14 protein-coding genes are annotated in these 19,665 nt (G+C 61.9%); 9 read left to right on the plus strand and 5 right to left on the minus strand.

The features are described from left to right. The first annotated feature begins 154 nt into the window (after window positions 1-154). From LDN70_RS18730 to LDN70_RS18740, 3 genes are all read left to right on the plus strand, one after another. The gene (locus tag LDN70_RS18730; protein ID WP_223941089.1) at window positions 155-1,081 is read left to right on the plus strand and encodes an AEC family transporter; all 927 of its coding nucleotides are present in this window, start codon (window positions 155-157) and stop codon (window positions 1,079-1,081) included. 221 nt (window positions 1,082-1,302) lie between these two features. Then, entirely contained in the window at window positions 1,303-2,325 is a 1,023-nt protein-coding gene (locus LDN70_RS18735; protein WP_223941090.1) for a type IV toxin-antitoxin system AbiEi family antitoxin domain-containing protein, read from the plus strand. Further along, a complete protein-coding gene (locus LDN70_RS18740) occupies window positions 2,322-3,245 on the plus strand; it encodes a nucleotidyl transferase AbiEii/AbiGii toxin family protein (RefSeq protein ID WP_223941091.1) in 924 nt (307 codons plus the stop codon). Before LDN70_RS18735 ends, LDN70_RS18740 begins: the two co-directional genes overlap by 4 nt. A 272-nt stretch (window positions 3,246-3,517) precedes the next feature. Here LDN70_RS18740 and LDN70_RS18745 read toward each other — a convergent pair whose 3' ends face one another. The 3 genes from LDN70_RS18745 to LDN70_RS18755 form a co-directional block, all read right to left on the minus strand. Further along, window positions 3,518-6,154 (minus strand): trehalase-like domain-containing protein, encoded by a 2,637-nt coding sequence (locus tag LDN70_RS18745; RefSeq protein ID WP_223941092.1) that lies wholly within the window; start codon window positions 6,152-6,154, stop codon window positions 3,518-3,520. Between the two features lie 166 nt (window positions 6,155-6,320). Then, the gene (locus LDN70_RS18750; RefSeq protein ID WP_223941093.1) at window positions 6,321-7,682 is read right to left on the minus strand and encodes an aspartate aminotransferase family protein; all 1,362 of its coding nucleotides are present in this window, start codon (window positions 7,680-7,682) and stop codon (window positions 6,321-6,323) included. A 43-nt stretch (window positions 7,683-7,725) separates the two neighbouring features. Continuing rightward, a complete protein-coding gene (locus tag LDN70_RS18755) occupies window positions 7,726-9,213 on the minus strand; it encodes a CoA-acylating methylmalonate-semialdehyde dehydrogenase (RefSeq protein WP_223941094.1) in 1,488 nt (495 codons plus the stop codon). A gap of 112 nt (window positions 9,214-9,325) precedes the next feature. Between LDN70_RS18755 and LDN70_RS18760 the strand changes: the two genes are divergently transcribed. From LDN70_RS18760 to LDN70_RS18780, 5 genes are all read left to right on the plus strand, one after another. Further along, complete coding sequence (locus LDN70_RS18760) at window positions 9,326-10,966, plus strand: PucR family transcriptional regulator (RefSeq protein ID WP_223941095.1); 1,641 nt, start codon at window positions 9,326-9,328, stop codon at window positions 10,964-10,966. A gap of 29 nt (window positions 10,967-10,995) precedes the next feature. Then, the gene (locus LDN70_RS18765; protein WP_166842158.1) at window positions 10,996-11,913 is read left to right on the plus strand and encodes a LysR family transcriptional regulator; all 918 of its coding nucleotides are present in this window, start codon (window positions 10,996-10,998) and stop codon (window positions 11,911-11,913) included. Between the two features lie 339 nt (window positions 11,914-12,252). Beyond that, window positions 12,253-13,596, plus strand: a complete 1,344-nt coding sequence (locus tag LDN70_RS18770; protein ID WP_142937700.1) for an MFS transporter — start codon at window positions 12,253-12,255, stop codon at window positions 13,594-13,596. 44 nt (window positions 13,597-13,640) lie between these two features. Then, entirely contained in the window at window positions 13,641-14,873 is a 1,233-nt protein-coding gene (locus tag LDN70_RS18775) for a M20 family metallo-hydrolase (RefSeq protein ID WP_223941096.1), read from the plus strand. After that, window positions 14,870-16,306, plus strand: a complete 1,437-nt coding sequence (locus tag LDN70_RS18780; protein WP_223941097.1) for an amidase — start codon at window positions 14,870-14,872, stop codon at window positions 16,304-16,306. Before LDN70_RS18775 ends, LDN70_RS18780 begins: the two co-directional genes overlap by 4 nt. Window positions 16,307-16,316: 10 nt before the next feature. Here LDN70_RS18780 and LDN70_RS18785 read toward each other — a convergent pair whose 3' ends face one another. Then, the gene (locus LDN70_RS18785; protein WP_142937697.1) at window positions 16,317-17,306 is read right to left on the minus strand and encodes an LLM class flavin-dependent oxidoreductase; all 990 of its coding nucleotides are present in this window, start codon (window positions 17,304-17,306) and stop codon (window positions 16,317-16,319) included. A gap of 280 nt (window positions 17,307-17,586) precedes the next feature. Here LDN70_RS18785 and LDN70_RS18790 point away from each other — a divergent pair, with 280 nt between their 5' ends. Continuing rightward, a complete protein-coding gene (locus tag LDN70_RS18790; RefSeq protein WP_166842155.1) occupies window positions 17,587-18,579 on the plus strand; it encodes an ABC transporter substrate-binding protein in 993 nt (330 codons plus the stop codon). A 97-nt stretch (window positions 18,580-18,676) separates the two neighbouring features. Here the strand turns inward: LDN70_RS18790 and LDN70_RS18795 are convergent, their stop codons facing one another. Beyond that, on the minus strand, window positions 18,677-19,606 hold the full coding sequence (locus LDN70_RS18795; protein ID WP_166842154.1) for a threonine/serine dehydratase: 930 nt from the start codon (window positions 19,604-19,606) through the stop codon (window positions 18,677-18,679). Between the last annotated feature and the right edge of the window lie 59 nt (window positions 19,607-19,665).

Genomic DNA, 19,665 nt, shown 5'->3' on the forward strand with positions numbered 1-19,665 from the left:
ACGGCAACGCTCGACGTCGGCACTCACCGGAGGGCCGACGTCGAGCGCGTTGTGAGTCCGTATGACGGAACTCTCGGCAGAAAACGCTTACTCGGACGGCGGTTCTGGCTAGGCTGGGAACCGTGACCCAGCAAACCACCGCCCGCACAGCGCCATGATCGGCGTCCTTTCCGGGTTCTTCGTGGTGTGGGCCATCATCCTGGTGGGCATGTTCGTTGGACGCCGGAACATCCTTGGCGAGAATGCCCGGTCCGTCCTAAGCTCGCTGACCTTCTTCGTGGCGAGCCCGGCGCTCCTGTTCGAGACCTTGAGCAAAGCCAAACTGCATGACGTCTTCGCCGCCCCGTTGCTGGTCACAGCCGTGGGCGCTGTGGTGACGGGCTTGCTGTTCTTCCTGGTAGCGAAGTTCTGGCTGAAGCGGGCCATGCCCGAAGCCCTGATGTCCTCCATGAGCTCGTCCTTGGCCAACTCCGCCAACCTTGGCATCCCCATCGCCGTGTTCGTCCTGGGTGACGCCAGCTATGTGGCTCCCCTGCTGATCTTCCAGCTGGCGTTCTTCACGCCGATGTACCTGATGGCCCTGGACGCCAGCACCAGCTCGCACCGCACCACTCCCGTGCGTTTCCTGCTGATGATCGTGAAGAACCCCATGATTGTGGGCTCAGCGCTGGGGCTTCTGGTGGCGGGCACTGGATTTCAGGTCCCCACACTGATTTTGGAGCCCATCCACCTCATTGGCGGCGCAGCGATTCCGGCAATGCTGATGTCCTTCGGCATGAGCCTGAACGGGTCCAAGCCACTGCAAAAAGCCGCAGGCCGGAGGTTGGATACCTTGTTGGCCAGCGGATTCAAGCTGGTTGTCCATCCCCTGATCGCGTACCTGTTCGCCCGCTTCGCGTTGGGCATGGACGGTCACGCACTGTTTGCCGTGGTGGTCACTTCGGCCCTGCCCACGGCCCAAAATGTGTTCGTTGCAGCCAACCGCTACCAAGCGGGAATCACCGTGGCCAAGGACACCGTGCTGATCACCACCATCGTGGCTGTGCCGGCCATGATCGCCGTGGCGCTGCTGCTCACTTAGTGCTGGTGGGCGACTCGATCCCGCCGGCATTGCAACCACCGCCCTGACCTGTGGGCGGAATGCTGGTCGTGGCCCTGCTGATGTTCATCATGCAGCTAACCACGGCACCTCAACCTAGGGTGTACTGACTTTGTATCACCTAACGATACAAAGTCAGTACAGACGCAAGCATCAAGCCCTCATGATACTGACTTTGTCACTTGTCGCGATACAATGTCAGTATGTCATCCGAAGTTCTAGCGACAGTTAGCGAACTTGCAGCGGCCCAATGGGGGCTTCTAACCACTAGGCAGGCAGTAGCGCAGGGCGTAACTCGCATGCAGCTTGTACGCCTCGTTGATGCTGGACTACTAGACCGTGTAGAACAGGGAATCTACACAATGGTGTCCAGCACAGATCGTTTCCAAGCCCTTCATGCTGCATGGCTTAGCCTCGATCCCGGGCACACAGTAGAGGAGCGGATAAACAAGAGTCGTGAAGCCATCGTTGCCTCCCATACTTCGGCGGCCGCGCTGCACGCTATGGGCGATCTGCTGAGCGATGTTCCTGAACTCAACACAAAAAGGCGGAAACAAACTGTCCGTGCCATACGGCTGCATCGACTTCCGCTGACCCCAGAGGATGTAGTCCTTATCGATGCCCTACCTACAACAACTCCAGAACGGACGATCGCCGATCTCGTCCAAAGCGGTCACGACCTTACACACATTGCCGATGCCATAAGGGATGGGCACCTCTCCGGCATACTCGACCTCGCGAAGCTCCGTGAAAAACTAGATACAGTCGCCTACCGCACCCCATATGGCGATGGCAGTGAGCTCCTGGAGAACCTACTCGATCTAGTGGGACTGAGCACGGCCGCCCTTGTAACAAGTACAGCTAAGTCCCCGGTGGGACAGCTCATAGCCACCACAGCAATCCAGCACTATCAGGAGGGCCTCCTCGATCAGCTCTCTACGTCTGCTTTCAGCAGTGGAGTCGTGGAGGCGATAAAGCAGATGACCGCTTCGACTTCCATGGCAAACCTTGCCAACCCCGCGCTCACCAGCGGAATGGCGGACGCGATAAAGCAGATGACCGCTACGGCTTCCATGGCAAACCTTGCCAACCCCGCGCTCACCAGCGGAATGGCGGACGCGATAAAGCAGATGACCTTGGCAAATCGTGGTTTCACCGTCAAAGATGATCCACACACGATTCTGCAAAATACCAAGGGAGAGCGCCAAGAGGAAAAAGAAAAATGATGAAATCACCGGCTTCCTACAAGACCAGTCAGAGTTTTTGGCGCGCTGTTACCGAGCATGCGAAAACTGCCACAAAGAGTGACGAACGAACCGTCACGGCATTCTTGGGACAGTTCGTTCATGAACGTTTCCTAGCGCGGATATTTAGCGGAACGGGAAATTGGGTATTGAAGGGGGGAAACGCTGTCCTCGCTAGAGTCAGCGATGCCCGCACGACCCAGGACGTGGATCTATTGCGTCAGCTTGTTGACCTAGACGTTGCCTACAATGAACTTATTGCGGCAGCGAAGGTGGATCTCGAGGACCACTTCCGCTTCGAGCCGGTTAAGAAAACCACTGCTGGTCACGGAGGCGATCAACCCGCCGTAGAAGGAGTGAGAGTGGTGTTCGACGCATACTGTGGAAGCAGAAAGGTGCAATCAGTAAAGGTCGACTTGGTAGTCGGTTCCATCATGACTGCGGATCCCGAGGAAAGCTCTAAGCCTGTGCTGGAGATCGAGGGGTTAGAATCACCAAAAATGCTGCTCTATCCCATTGTCGACCATATCGCCGACAAGCTCTGTGCTACCCAGGCTCGGTATGGGTCCGCCAACAACCGATCTAGCCGGGTCCGTGATCTGGTCGATCTAGTCGTCTTCGCTCGTACGCAAGATATTTATCTTGCACCCTTATCCGTCGCCATAAGCTCGGAATGGGCCGTACGCAAACTCGAGGGCAGTCCGTCGTTTGACCCGCCTCTAGACTGGCAAGGCCAATATTCGTCAGTCGCGCGCGACGTTCCCGCTTGTGGCGAATTTACGACATTCGAATCAGCGAGGGCACTGACTACGAAGCTGTTAGAACCAGCCTGCCGTGCCGAGACTGCGGAGCACCGTTGGGATTGCAACACACTTCAGTGGGTGGCGGTCTCAGATTCCTAGATATAACGGCTTCACATATGTAGGGTATCCCGCAGGTCTGCCCGAAGACACCGCTGAATCATCGCCCGTGTTCGGCTGTCCAAGAGATGCACGTCAAAGACCGGTTCGTTGCTCTCGTTGGCTACGAAAGGATGTCCTGGCGCCGGTACTGCTTGCCATCTAGTAATGGCACATATGGGATTCGATCCAGGCCGACACCAGGGCCCACCCAAGTAAATAACAGCAAAGGGCGTATTGAGGCGTCGAGACGCCCTGTGCCGCCCAAGCGAGGGTTACTCCACGTCCGCGCTGGCCAGGTAGTAGTCCAAGAGCTGGGCGCAGCGGATGAAGCCCAGATGCGAGTATGCCTGAGGATGATTGCCCAGATGCGTTTCCGTCCCGGGATCGTACTCCTCCGGCAACAGGCCAGTGGGTCCGAACAGTGCCACCAACTGATTGAACAACTCCAAGGCATCATCCAAGCGGCCAACAGCCAGGTACGCCTCGATCAGCCAAGTGGTGCAAATGTGGAAGCCACCCTCCAAACCCGGCAGCCCGTCGTCGTACCTGTATCGGAAAACGGTGGGTCCCACACGCAGCTCGCGTTCAACCGCCGTGACGGTATCCAGGAAGCGCTGGTCCTGGACATCCAGCAGGCCCGAGAGCCCGATGTGCAGGACCGCGGCGTCCAGGTCAGGGCTGTCGTAAGCCACAGTGTAGGAAGCTGCGGACTCATCCCAGCCCTCGCGAAGGACTTCCTCCCGGATGGTTTCGGCAGTGACGGCCCAGTCCGCATGAGGCCGGCGCCCATGCAGGGCGGCGGCCCGGAGGGCCCTGTCCAGCGTCACCCAGCACATCACTTTGGTGTAGACGTGATGCCTGGGGGCTCGTCGTGCTTCCCAAATCCCGTGGTCAGGTTCATGCCAGCGGGCCAGCACCGCATGGGCCATCTGCTCCATCAGGAACCAGTGTTGATCGGGCAGGAACCCACGGCGTTCAGCAAGATCGTGGATCAGCTCGGCGATGGGCCCGAACACATCCAGCTGCACCTGGTGGTCCGCCGCGTTGCCGATGCGCACCGGTCGCGACCCCGCATAGCCGGGCAGGCTTTCCACAATTGCCTCCGTGGACAGCGGCGCACCCGTCACCGAGTACAGGGGGTGCAGCCACTCGGGCCCCGGCGCATTTTGAAGGATGCGGTCCAGCCAGGCAAGGAAACCGTCGGCCTCCTGCGTGGAACCCAACGACACCAGGGAATTCACGGTCATGGACCCGTCACGCAGCCAGCAGTAGCGGTAATCCCAGTTTCGGGTCCCGCCGATGCCCTCAGGCAGGGAGGTGGTGGGCGCGGCCAACACGGCGCCGGTGGGCTCATGAACAAGCGACTTCAGCACCAACGCGGAGCGGCGCACCAATGATGTTTTGATGGTGGGCAGCTGCAGTGCCTTGATCCAGTCACGGGAGGACTGCCCGACGGCGGTGCGCCGGTTTGGTTCGCCGCCCGGGTCCGCGGGTGGCGGCTCGGTGTCACCGCAGCGAAGGTTCAACACCACGGGGCCCTGGTTGAGTGGAACCTCTGCGGTGGCCGTGGCGTATTTGCCGTCGCTGGTAATCCGGAACGAAACCCCGGGTGCGGAGAGGATGATCGGATCCGAAGTACCCATGATATGGACCTCGTCGCCCCGGACCTCCATGCTGAACGGCGCGTTGGCATAGTCCGGCCTGGGCGCGAACACCACGCGCGCAGAGCCCGTCCCGGAGAGCACCCGCACCAGGCTGGTGATCCCTTCGGGTGCAGGTTCCAAGTAGTCGGTCACCGTCACGTCAGCCCAGCGCGTCTCCACGATCATGGTGTTATCCACATACCGCTGAGCCAGCACCTGCGATGGCTTCACCGGTTCTATGCTGAAGTGACCGGCGGGTTCACCGCCAAGAATGTGGGCAAAAATGGATCCGGAATCCGGAAGGGGGTGACTCATCCAGCAGACTTTGGCGTCCGGGGTCAGCAATGCTGTGGAGCTCCCGTTGCCGATCATGGAATGCCGTTCCAGCCCCACCGCATCTTCGCCAAACAGCCACGCCCGCCGGAGTTCGAACAGCAACGCCAGTACGCGCGCAAAGGCTTCCGGGTCAGCGATGGTGTGCGCCGCCGTCGTATCCCCGGAACCCACATGAAGGCCGAGGTCCGGTCCGCGCAAGGTGGCGATTGCTTTTTCGTCGCTCTCGGCGTCACCGGCGTACAGCGCGGCACTTACCCCGAGCCGTGCACGTAGCTGCTCAAGCGCCTGGCCTTTGGCAGGCTCTTCCACGGTGAGGTCCAAAACGGTGCCATCGATGATGAAGTACAGACCGAACTCAATGGCGATCTTCTGCGAAAGGAAAATCACCCGATCCACCACCTCGGGGGTAGCCGGCCGGGTATGCACGGCCACGCCCACGGGTTTGCGGACAATGCTGATGCCCTTCTCAAAGCCCACAGCCTCGGTCAACGCCGTAGCCACCTGTTGGAGGAGCTGTTCCGTGGCCAGGGACAAGGTGTAGGCATAGCCCATGTCGAATTCCACACCGTGGGAACCCACCAGATGAACCTCAGCCGGAAGCCGGGAAACGGCGGCCAGGTCCCGCAACGAGCGCCCGGAAATGATGGCTGTGTGCGTGTTGGGCAAGGCGGCGAGCGCACGGAGTGCCACCGCAGCGCTATCCAGTGGCAAGGTCTCGGTGGACACGCCCTCAGCGGAGCAGAGAGTCCCACCGTAATTGCACGCCACCAGTAGTCCGGGGACGCGGGCGAGTGCCCTGAGTTCGGCGAACAGCTGCGGCGTAATTCCGCTCTCCGCGTCAGACTGGAGAACGGTGCGGAGGAGGCCAAGCGGGAGAGACTTCATGAGCAGAGCAGAGTCGGCTACTGCTTGGTTCAGGTGCGTAGGCATGGCGGATCCTTCCGGGGCGGATAGCTACAGTTTCCGCCCTTCCGGTTTCGCTTGACTACCTAGTAAGTTGCAAATGCGTAAAGCTTTTCCTTGGATTTATCCCCCGGCAGGTCCCGCTCCCCGAACGCCACCACCGGCTCGGGAAACGGGACATGCTGCAGCACGGCTACTCCGCGAACGTGTCCGCGATGTCCAAGACGTCGTCCAGGATCGCCAGACCCGCACGGGCATCCTCAGCACTGATGTTGCAGGGCGGAACCACGTGGATGCGGTTGAAGTTGGCGAAGGGGATGAGACCGCGTGACTTGCAGGCCGCCACGAGTTGGTTCATTTCGGGGCTGGAAGAACCATAAGGAGCCAGTGGTTCGCGGGTGGCGCGGTCCTTGACCAGCTCGATGGCCCAGAAAACACCCCGGCCCCGCACTTCGCCCACGGAGCGGTGGCGTTGGGCGAATCCGGCGAGCGCCGGGCCGATCACCTCGGTGCCCAGGTTTGCCGCATGCTGCACCATGCCTTCGCGTTCCATGGCGTTGATGGTGGCCACTGCGGCCGCGGTAGCCAGGGGGTGGCCTGAGTAGGTCAGCCCGCCGGGATAGGCGCGTGTACCGAAAGTGGCTGCGATTTCCGGGCTAATGGCAACGCCACCAAGCGGTACGTAGCCGGAGTTCACTCCTTTCGCGAAGGTGATGAGGTCCGGGACAACGTCAAAATGCTCGACGGCGAACCACTTGCCGGTGCGTCCGAAGCCGGCCATGACCTCGTCGGCGATCAGGACGATGCCGTGTTTGGTGCATAGTTCCCGCACGCCCCGCATGTAGTCAACCGGCGGAACATAGATCCCGGCCGTTCCAGGGATACTTTCCAACATGATCGCAGCGATGCTGGTTGCACCTTCGAACTCGATGAGCTGTTCCAGGTGCTCCAAGGCCCGTTGAGCTTCCTGCTCCTCGGTGGTGGAGTGGAAGGCCGTGCGGTAGAGGTACGGCGGGAAGAAATGCAGGGTTCCCGTGGAGGCGTTGTCGCTGGCCCACCGCCGTGGGTCTCCGGTGATGTTAACGGCTAAGTGCGTTCCGCCATGGTACGAGCGGTAGGCGGAGAGGACCTTGTGGCGGCCCGTGTGCAAGCGGGCCATCCGGACGGCGTGCTCGTTGGCGTCCGCCCCGCCGTTGGTGAAGAAGATCCTGTCCAGCTCCCCCGGGGTTCGCTCGGCGATCAACCGTGCGGCTTCGGATCGGGCGTCGTTGACGTAGCTGGGAGCAATAGTGCACAGCTTGGCTGCCTGTGCGGCGATTGCTGCGACGACGGCAGGGTGCTGGTGCCCGATGTTGGTGTTGACCAGCTGGGAAGAGAAGTCCAGGTACTTGTTGCCCTCACCGTCCCAAACGTGTGAGCCCTCTGCGGCTGTGATGACCATGGGATCCAGCGTGTCCTGTGCGGACCAGGAGTGGAAGACGTGTTTGCGGTCCAACTCGTAGGCGCGGAGGGCTGCATCGCGGTCAGTCTGTGGTGGTTCAAGGATGGCGGTCATGGTGGTTGTCCTGACGTCGTCGCTGAGTAGTTCGGGGGAACGCTTAGGAGTTCTGGGGGAAACCGAGGTTGATGCCACCGTGGCTGGGGTCCAGCCAGCGGGTGGTGACGGCCTTGCCCCGGGTGAAGAAGCCCACTCCTTCAGAACCGTGGGCGTGGGTGTCGCCGAACAGGGAGTTCTTCCAGCCGCCAAACGAGTAGTAGGCCATGGGCACCGGGACGGGGACGTTGATGCCTACCATTCCCACTTCAACCTCGTTCTCGAAGCGGCGGGCGGCACCGCCGTCGTTCGTGAAAATCGCGGTGCCGTTGCCGTACGGGTTGGCGTTGATGGTGGCCAGGGCGTCGTCGTAGCTGTCCACCCGCACCACTGAGAGCACCGGGCCGAAGATCTCTTCCTGGTAGATGGACATGTCCGTGGTGACGTGATCGAACAGGGTGGGGCCTACGAAGAAGCCGTCGCCTTCGGCGTCGGGAACTACGCTGCGACCGTCGACGACGAGCGTGGCACCTGCAGCTTCACCGGCGTCGACGTATCCGGACACCTTGTCCCTGTGCTGGGAGGTCACCAGCGGGCCCATATCGCAACCTCGCAGTCCATCGCCGGTGCGCAGCGAGCGGGCACGGTCAGCGATTTTATCCACCAAAGCATCAGCGATGTCGCCGACGGCCAGCAGCGCCGAGACAGCCATGCACCGTTCACCGGCCGAACCGAACCCGGCGTTGACGGCGGCGTCGGCGGCGAGGTCAAGATCGGCGTCGGGCAGGACAATCATGTGGTTCTTCGCGCCGCCCAAGGCTTGGACCCGCTTGCCGTGGGCGGTGGCGGTCTCGTAGACGTACTTGGCAATCGGGGTGGATCCCACAAAGGAAACGGCCTTGACGTCGGGGTGTGTCAGCAGGGTATCCACCGCTACTTTGTCACCGTGAAGGACGTTGAAGACGCCGTCGGGAAGGCCGGCTTCCTTCCAGAGCTCGGCCACCCAGTTGACGGCCGTGGGGTCCTTCTCGCTGGGCTTGATGATCACGGTGTTGCCTGCCGCGATGGCGATGGGGAAGAACCACATGGGGACCATTGCCGGGAAGTTGAACGGGCTGATGATTGCCACGGGACCCAGCGCTTGCCGGATGGAGTGGATGTCCACCTTGGTGGAGGCGTTTTCGGTGTAGCTGCCCTTGAGCAGGTGCGGAATACCGCAGGCGAACTCCACCACTTCCTGGCCGCGGCTTACTTCGCCCAGGGCGTCGTCCAGCACCTTGCCATGCTCGGAGGTGATGATCGCGGCGAGCTCGTCCTTGCGGGAGTTGAGGAGCTCACGGAAAGCGAAAAGAACCTGGGTTCGGCGGGCCAGGGAGGTATCGCGCCACGCCGGGAAGGCCGCTTTGGCGGCGGCGACTGCGGTGTTTCCGTCCTCCACGCTGGCCAGGGCAACCTGCCCGGTGACCTTACCCGTGGCCGGGTTGGTAACGGGAGCGGTGCGGTCTCCGGCCGGGACGTAGCTGCCGTTGATCCAGTGCTCGATGGTGTTCAAGAGTTCTCCTTGGTGCGGGTGATGTGAAGGCTGGATTCAGTCTGTCCGGCGTTCAGCAGTCGCAGTAGGGCCTATGTGTAAGAGAATTCCTTGAGAGCCTTACACTGTGTAAATGCTGCCCACTGTTCGCGCCGTCCTTGAGCTTCCCGTGTTGCGGGCCGCCGTACCCACCGTTCTTGGCGGTACTGACCGCTTGGAGGCGCCCGTTCGCTGGGTGCACGTCAGCGAAATTCTCGACGTCGGCGGCCTGCTGTCCGGCGGGGAATTGGTGCTGACCACAGGACTGGAGTTGGAGAAGTCCCCGGAAGAGTCGGCGTCGTTCATCTCTTCGCTGGAGGCCGCCGGAGCGGCCGGACTGATTGTGGAACTCATTGGCCAGCGCCCCCGCAGCCGCAGGGCCCTGGAGAAAGCGGCCCGCTCCGCCTCCATGCCCGTGGTTGTGGTGGAGCGTCGGGTGCGCTTTGTCCAGGTCACGGAGATTGTGCACAGGATGATCGTGGCTGAACAACTGGAGCGTGTGGAACGTGCCCGCGACGTCCATGAGGCCTTCACCGTGCTGAGCTTGGAAAGTGCCGACACCCAACGTGTGGTGGGGCAAGCGGCCTCCATGATCGGTGCATCGGTAGTGCTGGAGGACCTCTCACACCTGGTTCTTGCCTATGCCGGGCAGCGCGTATCCACCACGGATCTTCTGAACGACTGGGAGCGGCGATCCCGGACCACCCCCTTCCCTGCCCACACCGCACGATCCGGACCGGAACAGTGGCTCCAGGCGGCAGTGGGAGTACGGCAACAAGTGTGGGGCAGGTTGGTAGTGCCTATGCCACCCGCCGATTTGGACGCTGATCAGGACATGGCCATCATGGTTCTGGAACGGGCGGCCCAGACCCTGGCCATCAACCGATTGGCGGAACGCGATCAGCGCGAGCTCAGCCACCATGCGCAAGCCGGACTCCTGAACGCACTCCGCCAACCCCGTGGGCTCAGCGAAGCAGAAGCATTGGCACGCGCCGGTTCCTTGGGGTTGAAGCGATCCTCCTACTATGTGCCGCTCGTATTCAGGACTGCCCTCACAGCATGGGGTTCGCCCATCCTTTCCGGCGACCCCTTCGCCGGCCAGCAGGACGAGCGCGAACTCTTGGAGAGGCTGGCCAAAGCATTGAAGTCCAGCGCCGGCACAGCGTTGGCGGCAAGCATCCAGTCCGGTTCAGTAGGAATGATCCTTTCCCTCCCCGCCCGGCAGCAGGAGGAACCGACGCTCCACATCCTCTCGGAGGCAGCCGCCGGTCCGGCTGAGGCCACACCCCCCGGCTGGATCATCGGAGTTGGCCGTCTGCAGCCAACGCTCTTGGAGGCCGCAGCGGGCATCGACGAAGCAGCGCATGTGGCCGAAAGCGCCGCCACGCTCCGGGATACGGGCAAGCCCTACTTCCGGGCTACGGACGTGCGCCTCCGCGGGCTGCTGGCTCTCTTGCGCAAGGATCCCCGCGTTCAGCAGTTCGTGGAGTCGGAGTTGTCCGCCGTCCTCCGAGCGGATGCCGAAGGCAAAGGCGAATACCTGGACCTGCTGGGACGGTACCTCGGATCCGGTGGCAACAAGGCCGCCATGGCACGCAGTGGCTACCTGAGCCGGCCCACTCTTTACGCCAGGCTCAGGAAACTCGAGGATCTGCTGGGGGTGGATTTGGAGGACGCGGAATCGCGGACCTCACTGCACGTGGCGCTCCTGGCGCACCTCATCCGGGGGCAGTGACGTCTCGCTGTTGATGGCACCATGGACAGATGGCCAAGCCCTTCACCCTGACGCAACTTCGGTACTTCGCCGTGGTGGCCGAACTCGAGAACATGACAGCTGCCGCCCAGCGGCTCATGGTGACGCAGTCTGCCCTGTCGGCTGCCATGGCTCAGCTGGAAGCAAGCCTGGCTACGCAGTTGTTCGTGCGCCACAAGTCCCGCGGTTTGCGGTTGACGCAGAGCGGCCGCCAATTCGCCCAGGACATCAAGTCCTTCCTGGAGCAGGCAGATTCGCTGTATGAGTCGGCGCGGGGACTTTCCACCACGCTGGTAGGTGAGTTGAAAGTGGGCGTTTTTGCCCCCTTGGCGCCTTTCCGTCTTCCCGCCATCCTGCAGACCTTCGAAACCCGGCATCCCGGCGTCGAAGTTTCCATTCTGGAGGCGGACCTGGCCACGTTGCAGGACGCGCTGATGGATGGCCGCTGCGATGTTGCCCTCACTTACGGGCTGGGTCTTGGCAAGGGGTTCGCCTACAAGGTGGTGGAGCGGGTTCCGCCGCACATCCTGGTCCACCAGGGTCATCCGGCGGCGGGGCGCCCGGAACGCGAAATTGCCCTGAAAGAGCTCGACGGCGAGCCTTCCGTGGTGTTGGACCTCCCGCACAGCCGGGAGTACTACGAGCAGTTGTATGCCACAGCAGGGGTAGTCCAGAATGTCCGCCATCGATTTGCCGGCTACGAGACGGTCCGCTCGTTTGTTGCCAAGGGTCACGGCTATGCCATCCTCAACCAGCGCCTGCACAGCGACGTGACCTACTCGGGCGGCAAGGTGGTCCCGTTGGCATTAACGGATGCGTTTCCCCCGATCGAGGTGATGCTGGTCAGGCCCGAAGGTGTCCAAGCCACCAAGCGCGTCCTCGCTTTCGAAGAGACCTGCCTGACCTTGTACGGAGCTGCCCGCGACTAGGTTTCGCTCCAGCTTCTATCAAATAAATCGATCGCAGAATCAAAAACAATCAATTGGACAGATGTGACGCGGGTCACCGATGGTTGAACAAGTCCGGCATCGACATCAGCGCGGAAGACCCCCAGGTCCCCGCCACTGCAGGAAAGTCGCCTTGGCCGGACCCCGGTTTGCCATCCTGATCAGAGGAGATTCGATGGTGCAGAACAGCGTCGAAAATGTCCGCGCGGTTTCCCCGCATGGCCCCGTCAGCAATAACCAGGCAATAATCGCCAACATCATTTCCCATAGCCGAAACACTGAATCGGCAACAGGAAACCTGAGCAACCTAGCGTGGCAGTCATGACCCTCAACAAGCTCGCCGCACACGAATCGGCCAAAGATCCAGCGGCCTCGGCGCCCTCCACCAGTGACAAGTCCACAACCATGCAGAAGCGTGTTCTGGCAGGCGGCAGCGTCGGTCAGTTCATCGAATTCTACGACTTCACCCTCTACGGCCTCACAGCTGTGGTGTTCTCCCAACTCTTCTTCCCGGGCAGCAACCCGCTGACAGCCATGCTCGCTACGTTCGCGACGTTCGGCGTGGCTTTCGTGGTCCGCCCCCTCGGCGGCCTGTTCTTCGGTGCACTGGGTGATCGGATCGGTCGGCGGCGCGTCCTCACCATCACCCTCATAGCGATCGGCGGAGCCACTGCCCTCATGGGACTGCTCCCCACCTACGCTCAAATCGGAGCTTGGGCACCGGCCCTCCTGGTGCTCTGCCGGCTTATCCAAGGATTCTCCGCGGGTGGCGAATCTGTTGGCGCCCCGTCCTTCGTGTTCGAACACGCGCCCGTGAGCAAACGTGGCTTCTGGCTCAACATCACCATCGCGGCAACAGCGCTGCCCTCTGTGGTGGCAGGTTCCATGATCCTGATCCTCAGCCAGTCCATGCCCAACTCAGCATTCATGGAATGGGGATGGCGCCTTCCGTTCCTGCTGGCCCTCCCCCTTGCCTTGTTTGGAGTGTGGATTCGCAGCCGTACCGAAGAAAGCGATGTCTTCAAAGAGGCACAATCCGGTCAGACCAAGGAATTCAGCCCCATCCGCGAGGCTTTCCGCGAAAACAAGCTCCGCATGGTGCAGGTCATCTTCGTCATGGGCCTGACAGCCATGGGATTCTACTTCCTCTCTGCCTACTTCGTTTCATATGTCCAGACCACAGGAAAGCTCAGCCGCGAGCAGTCGCTGATGGTCAACGCCGCAGCACTGGCACTGTATGCCGTACTCCTGCCGATCGGCGGACGAATCGGGGATCGTTTCGGCCGCAAGCCAATGTTGATTGCTGGTTCCGCTGCCTTGGCTTTGCTGTCCATACCGAGCTTCATGCTCGTCACCAGCGGCAGCCTGCCCCTGGCATTGCTCGGCCAGTCCATCTTCGTGGTGGCACTGTGCATCTACGGCGGCGGCTGCTACACGTTCTTCGTCGAGATCTTCACCACAAAAACACGCTTCACCTCGGCCGCTGTTAGTTATAACGGCGCCTATGCGATCTTCGGCGGCACCGCTCCACTCATCGGCACGGCTTTGGTAGGCGCTACTGGAGTACCGCACGCGCCGGGCCTCTACATGGCGGCAGCTGCCGCCGTCGTGCTTCTCCTGATCCTCTTCACCAAGGTGCCCGAGACCCGCGGCCGAATGGGCTGACGCACACCGCACCCACCGCATTCCACAGCACCCTAAGGACCTCCATGACTTCCTCAGCTTTTCTTCAGGACTTCCACCACGTGGCCACCATCGGTGCCACAGCCAACAACGGCGTGGACCGCCAGGCCGCAACGCCGGAAGATGCCGAAACCCGCGCCTGGTTTGGGCAGTGGATTCACGACGCCGGATGGCAGCTTCAGGTAGACGGCATCGGCAATATGTTCGGGCTGGTTGAGTGGACGCCCGGGGCGCCCTTCATCCTGATCGGTTCCCACCTGGACAGCCAACCCCTGGGTGGGCGGTTTGACGGCGCCTATGGCGTCATTGCCGCTCTGCATGCTGCCCGGGCCATCGACCTGGACGTCAAGACCACCGGCGACGCGCCCCGCTTCAACCTGGCCGTGGTCAACTGGTTCAACGAGGAAGGCGGCAGGTTCGCACCTTCGGTCATGGGAAGCTCTGTTTTCACGGGGCTGTTTGACCGCGAAGAGATGCTGTCCGTGAAAGATCTCCAAGGCGTCTCAGTCCGTGAAGCCTTGGAAGGCATCGGCTACCTCGGCACAGATACGGGACCGAAAGCGGCGGGGTACGCAGAAATCCACATCGAGCAGGGCCGGATCCTGGAGCGGGAAGGGATCAGCATCGGGCTCGTTGATAGCAGCTGGTACACGCAGAAGTTGGATATTGAAGTGCTGGGCGAACAGTCCCACACCGGTGCAACGGCCATGGCAGACCGCCACGATGCGCTGGTAGCTGCATCGAAAATCATCCTGATGGTCCACCAGGTCACCGAGGAATTCGCAGAAGAGGCCCTGGTCTCCTCCGTGGGCCAACTGACGCTGGAGCCCAACTCGCCAATCGTCGTGGCACGTCGTGTGCACTTGGTGGCGGACCTGAGATCCGCTGAACCGGACATCGTGAAGTCGGCCCGGGCCAAGTTACTGGCAGATATCCAGGAGCTGGCCGTTGAGCATGACATCAAGGTCAACGTCAAAGACTTCGATATCCGCCCCATCCGCCGGTTTCCGGAAGCCGGACTGGAGCTCTCCGCCAAGGTCGCTGCCAACCTTGGGCTGTCTTCCCGCCGCATCCAGACCATGGCCGGGCATGATTCCGTGGCCATGAACACTGCTGTTCCCTCGGTGATGCTGTTTGTACCTAGTGTGGACGGCGTATCCCACTGCGAGCGCGAATTCACCACGGACGAGGATATGGTGACCGGCGTGGAGATGCTGACGGGTCTTACCCGGGCTCTGGTGCAGGGAGAATTGGCGTGACCGAATTGCACTACTTGGACGCCAGTACTGCCCTGGGCTTGTTCCGACGCCGTGAGCTCTCGCCTGTGGAGCTCCTGCAATCGCTGATCAGCCGCATCGAGGAAGTGAACGGCGGCATCAATGCACTGACGGAGACGCTCTTCGACGACGCCCTGCCGGCTGCGCAAAAAGCCGCCACGCGCTACGCCCGCGGACGCGATATCACTCCCCTTCTGGGGTTGCCGGTGGCTGCAAAAGAAAAGCACGGGCTTCAAGGCCGCACACTCTCCCAAGGCCTGTTGGCGCGGAGGGACACCATTGCAGCGGCGGACCATCCTGTGATCGAGAGAATTCAACGCGCCGGCGGAATCATTCATGCCCGGACCACCACCCCGGAATTGAGCTGCGCCACGGTGACGCACAGCCCGCTCTGGGGTGTCACCCGAAACCCCTGGAATCTGCGGTTCTCCCCCGGCGGGTCTTCGGGAGGTTCCGGTGCGGCATTGGCTGCAGGCTTCGCACCCCTGGCCACGGCATCAGACATTGCGGGATCAACCCGGCTGCCGGCGTCGTTCACAGGAACCGTGGGCTATAAGGCTCCCTACGGAAGGATCCCGGGATTAGCCCCTCTGTCAGCGGACCACTACCGCGGCGATGGGCCCATGGCACGTACCGTGGCAGATACCGCGTTGCTGGCGAATATCATGTCCGGGCGACACCCCGGCGATCACACCACTGTGGCGGATGCGGCGTCCATAACTCCCGATCCTGCATTTGTGGCCGGTTTACGGGTTGCGCTGTGCATACGCTTGGGCGATTACCCCGTAGCTCCCGATGTTGAGGCCAACACGCGGCGAGTGGCGCAAGCCCTCACGGCGGCGGGGGCCGTGGTGGAAGAGATCACCCTCCCGTGGACCGTCCAGAAGATCAGCAAAACCATGTTCACGCATTTCGGATACCTGCTGGGTCCCGCCATGGAGGACGACACGGCCGGGACTGAGCCCCAGCTCGCCGCTTACACCAGGCGTTTTATGGCTGATGCCCGCGCGGCCGCCGAAGAAAACCGTTTTGTGGACGGGCTCAGGGCCGAAACCCTCCTGCAGGGACAGCTGGCAGAGGCCATGACCGGGTTCGATGCGCTGCTGTGTCCTGCGTCGGCTACTCCGGCTTTGGACGCAGACGCCCACTATCTCAACGGAATCGACGTCAACGGCCAGCACCTCAGCCATTATTGGCAGGCACACATGACGGCACCGTTCAATATCGCCAACCGTTGCCCGGTCCTGGCCATTCCCAGTGGAATGGCTGACTGCGGTATTCCCACAGGAGTGCAGATTGTGGGACACCCATTTGATGACGCCACCGTTTTCCACCTCGGGGCGGCCGTGGAATCCACACTTCCGTGGGCTGATCGCCATCCCGTGGCTCCCGAATTCGCGGGGCATGTGGGCTAGCGGAGTCAGCCTACGCGGCCACTAGCCCCGCGACCTCAGCCACAAGTTCCACCGACCGCAGGCGCTCTTCGGTGCCGATGCTCTGGTGGGCCACGATCAGTTCATCAGCATCAGCGAATGCCGCAAACTCGTCGAGGTAGTCACGCACCACATCTTTGGTTCCCACAGCGGAGAACTTCATCATTTGGGCAATGTGCTGGCCTTGCGGGGAATCAAGCACCATGTCTGCTTCGTCGTCGGTGAACTCGCGGCCGCCACCGAAGAACAGTGAGACGCGGGCGCGCTTCACAGCGAGGTGGATGGCCTGTGCCTCGGCGTTGGAGTCCGCGGCAGTAACGTTCACGCCGGCGATCACGTACGGCTCGGACAACTGATCCGAGGGCTTGAATTCGCGGCGGTAAACGGCAACAGCGTCCTGAAGCGCGGCGGGGGCAAAGTGTGAAGCGAACGCGTACGGAAGACCCAACTGGGCTGCCAGCTGGGCGCCGAACAGCGAGGATCCCAGGATGTACAGCGGCACGTTGGTGCCCTTGCCCGGCGTCGCTTCAACACCTTGAATGCGGGTGGGACCGGTGAGGTAGCCCTGCAGTTCCAACACGTCCTGCGGGAAGCGGTCCGAGGAAGTATGGTCCCTACGCAACGCGCGCATGGTGTTCTGGTCGCTGCCGGGGGCACGGCCCAGTCCGAGGTCGATTCGCCCCGGGTGCAGTGTTTCCAGCGTGCCGAACTGCTCAGCGATGGTCAGCGGCGAGTGGTTGGGCAGCATCACACCACCGGCCCCGAGGCGGATGGTGTTGGTGTGGGCGGCGACGTGAGCGATCAGCACGCTGGTAGCGGAGGAGGCAATCGCAGACATGTTGTGGTGCTCGGCGTACCAAACACGGCGGTACCCAACCTCTTCGGCTTTCTGCGCCATGGCAACACTGCCCGCCAAGCTCTCCGCCACCGTCTGGCCCTTCCCGATGGTTGCCAGGTCGAGGATGGAAAGAGGAACAGTCACAGGAAAGCCTTTCGGTACGTTGTGGTGCCCGCACGGTTGATTGCCCGGCACTCTATGGACAACGACGACGGCCCCCGGCTTATTTCTGTGAGTTGCGTCGCGCGGTGTCCTGGCCCGTGTTTTGTGACCCATTTCGACGCCCGATTAACTGCCGTGAACCCCTGTATCCCAGCGTTTCAGAACGCTTTGACCCGCTCCCGGAAGCTGCCGGATAGTTGCAGCCACAAGTACGCATCAGACCTCCCTGTCGTGATGATCAGGGAAACCCAAGGAGAAACACATGGCACGCTTTGCTCTCAAGACCGGGGCCACCGCGGCGCTGGCCGCTACGGCGATACTGGGGCTGGCTGCCTGCTCCGATCCTGGGGCGACCGCCGCTACGGGTCCGAGCGCCCCGGCGTCGAACGTTTCTTCCAACTCCTCCACCAAAGAGTTCAACCTGACCCCGCAGCAGGACCGCATCAAGGTGACTGTGGACTCCGCCGCGGCCGCCTTGGTTCCTGACGCCATCAAGGCCGATGGCAAGCTAACCGTGGTGACCACGGGCGGCACTCCCCCGTTGAGCACCTTCGCCACGGACAACAAGACCCTCATCGGCAGCGAAGTGGACATTGCCTATGCAGTGGGCGAGAGCCTGGGCCTGCAGGTTGAGGTGCTGCCGGTAGCTTGGGCGGACTGGCCGCTGGGTGTCGAGTCCGGCAAGTACGAGGCAGTCCTCTCCAACGTCACCGTTACCGAGGCGCGCAAGGAGAAGTTCGACTTCGCCACGTACCGCAACGACCTCCTGGGCTTCTACGCCAAGACCGACTCGGACATCTCCACCATCAAGGAAGCCAAGGACGTGGCCGGCAAGCGCATCATCGTTGGCTCGGGCACCAACCAGGAAGCAATCCTGGTGCGCTGGGACGAGGAGAACAAGAAGAACGGCTTGAAGCCGGTTGAGTTCCAGTATTACGACGACGACTCCGCCTCCCAGCTCGCCCTTCAGTCGGGCCGTGCGGACCTGACGTTCGGACCCAATGCATCCGCGGCCTACAAAGCTGCGAAGGATGGCAAGACCAAGGAAGTGGGCACGTTGGAAGGCGGCTGGCCGCTGAAGGCTGAAATTGCTTTCACCACCCAGAAAGGCAACGGCCTTGCGGTGGCTGCTCAGGCTGCACTGAACACCCTCATCAAGGACGGAAGCTACGCGAAGATCCTGGACCGTTGGGGCCTCTCATCCGAGGCGATTCCTGCGTCCGAGCTGAACCCGGCAGGCCTGCCCAAGAAGTAGGAACCGCTATGGCAGGGCCACCTGCCGACGACGAATCCCCGCCGGACATCAACCGGCGGGGATTCTTTGTGTGCTGCTGTTACTCAGTTGGGTGCGGTTAGAAGTGGGCGGGATCGGTGTTGGCTCCGCAGAGGATCACTGCAACGGTTTCGCCCGCCCGTGGAGCGTAGGCGCCTGAGAGCAACGCCGCGTAGGCCGCTGCTGCACCGTGCTCCACCACAATCCTGTAATTTTCCCAGAGAGCCCTGCGGGCGGTCACAATGTCTTCATCGCTGACGAGGACGCTCCGGACACCGGTACGCCGGGCCACTCCAAAGCCGATTTCGCCAATCCGCCGGGCGCCAAGGGAGTCCGCAGCGATTCCGGACACGGCCACATCCACCGGCTCACCTTGGGCCAACGCGGTGTGCAGCGTGGGGACTGTCTCGGGTTCGACGCCCACCACCTGCGCCCTGCCCTCGGCGGCCGCAGCAATGCCACCCATTAACCCGCCGCCGCCTACAGCAACAAGAATGGTGTCGACGTCGGGCAGTTCATCCAGGAGCTCAAGCCCAACACCACCGGCACCGGCTACGATCTCGGGCTGATCATAAGCGTGGCAGTAGACCGCGCCCTTTTCCTCCGCGTAACGGATCGCAGCGGCATAAGCGTCCGCATACTCCGCGCCGCCCTGGACCACAGTGGCACCAATCGCGTAGAGCTTGTGCACTTTGTTTGCCGGAGCAGACTCCGGGACGAATACAGTCGCCGGGACCCCCATCCTGGCCGCGGCGTAGGCATTGGCCAAGCCGGCATTGCCACCGGACGCCACCACGATGCCCACCTCCGGGTTTAGCTCGCCGCTTTCCTGCGCCGTGAGGAGCCTGTTGAAGGCGCCGCGTGCCTTGAAGGATCCAGTGTGCTGCATGTACTCGCATTTGAACCACAGCTGATAGGCCTCTTGGTCGCCGCTCTCAGCCAGCGGAGTATGACGAACCCAACCTGCCGTCCTTGAGTACGCTGCTTCTACCTCTTCACGTGTGACCATCCTGGCTGCACCTTTCGTCCATGTCATCCTATGGTTCGCGTGGGCGCGCGACGTCCTGC

Origin of the sequence: Arthrobacter sp. StoSoilB22, assembly GCF_019977315.1 — a bacterium.
Classification (GTDB): Bacteria; Actinomycetota; Actinomycetes; order Actinomycetales; family Micrococcaceae; genus Arthrobacter.

Excerpts from the sequence above, each read along its gene's own strand:
- LDN70_RS18730 (WP_223941089.1), top strand. The coding sequence starts at position 155 with ATGATCGGCGTCCTTTCCGGGTTCTTCGTGGTGTGGGCCATCATCCTG.
- LDN70_RS18735 (WP_223941090.1), top strand. The coding sequence starts at position 1,303 with ATGTCATCCGAAGTTCTAGCGACAGTTAGCGAACTTGCAGCGGCCCAA.
- LDN70_RS18740 (WP_223941091.1), top strand. The coding sequence starts at position 2,322 with ATGATGAAATCACCGGCTTCCTACAAGACCAGTCAGAGTTTTTGGCGC.
- LDN70_RS18745 (WP_223941092.1), bottom strand. The coding sequence starts at position 6,154 with ATGCCTACGCACCTGAACCAAGCAGTAGCCGACTCTGCTCTGCTCATG.
- LDN70_RS18750 (WP_223941093.1), bottom strand. The coding sequence starts at position 7,682 with ATGACCGCCATCCTTGAACCACCACAGACTGACCGCGATGCAGCCCTC.
- LDN70_RS18760 (WP_223941095.1), top strand. The coding sequence starts at position 9,326 with ATGCTGCCCACTGTTCGCGCCGTCCTTGAGCTTCCCGTGTTGCGGGCC.
- LDN70_RS18765 (WP_166842158.1), top strand. The coding sequence starts at position 10,996 with ATGGCCAAGCCCTTCACCCTGACGCAACTTCGGTACTTCGCCGTGGTG.
- LDN70_RS18770 (WP_142937700.1), top strand. The coding sequence starts at position 12,253 with ATGACCCTCAACAAGCTCGCCGCACACGAATCGGCCAAAGATCCAGCG.
- LDN70_RS18775 (WP_223941096.1), top strand. The coding sequence starts at position 13,641 with ATGACTTCCTCAGCTTTTCTTCAGGACTTCCACCACGTGGCCACCATC.
- LDN70_RS18790 (WP_166842155.1), top strand. The coding sequence starts at position 17,587 with ATGGCACGCTTTGCTCTCAAGACCGGGGCCACCGCGGCGCTGGCCGCT.
- LDN70_RS18795 (WP_166842154.1), bottom strand. The coding sequence starts at position 19,606 with ATGGTCACACGTGAAGAGGTAGAAGCAGCGTACTCAAGGACGGCAGGT.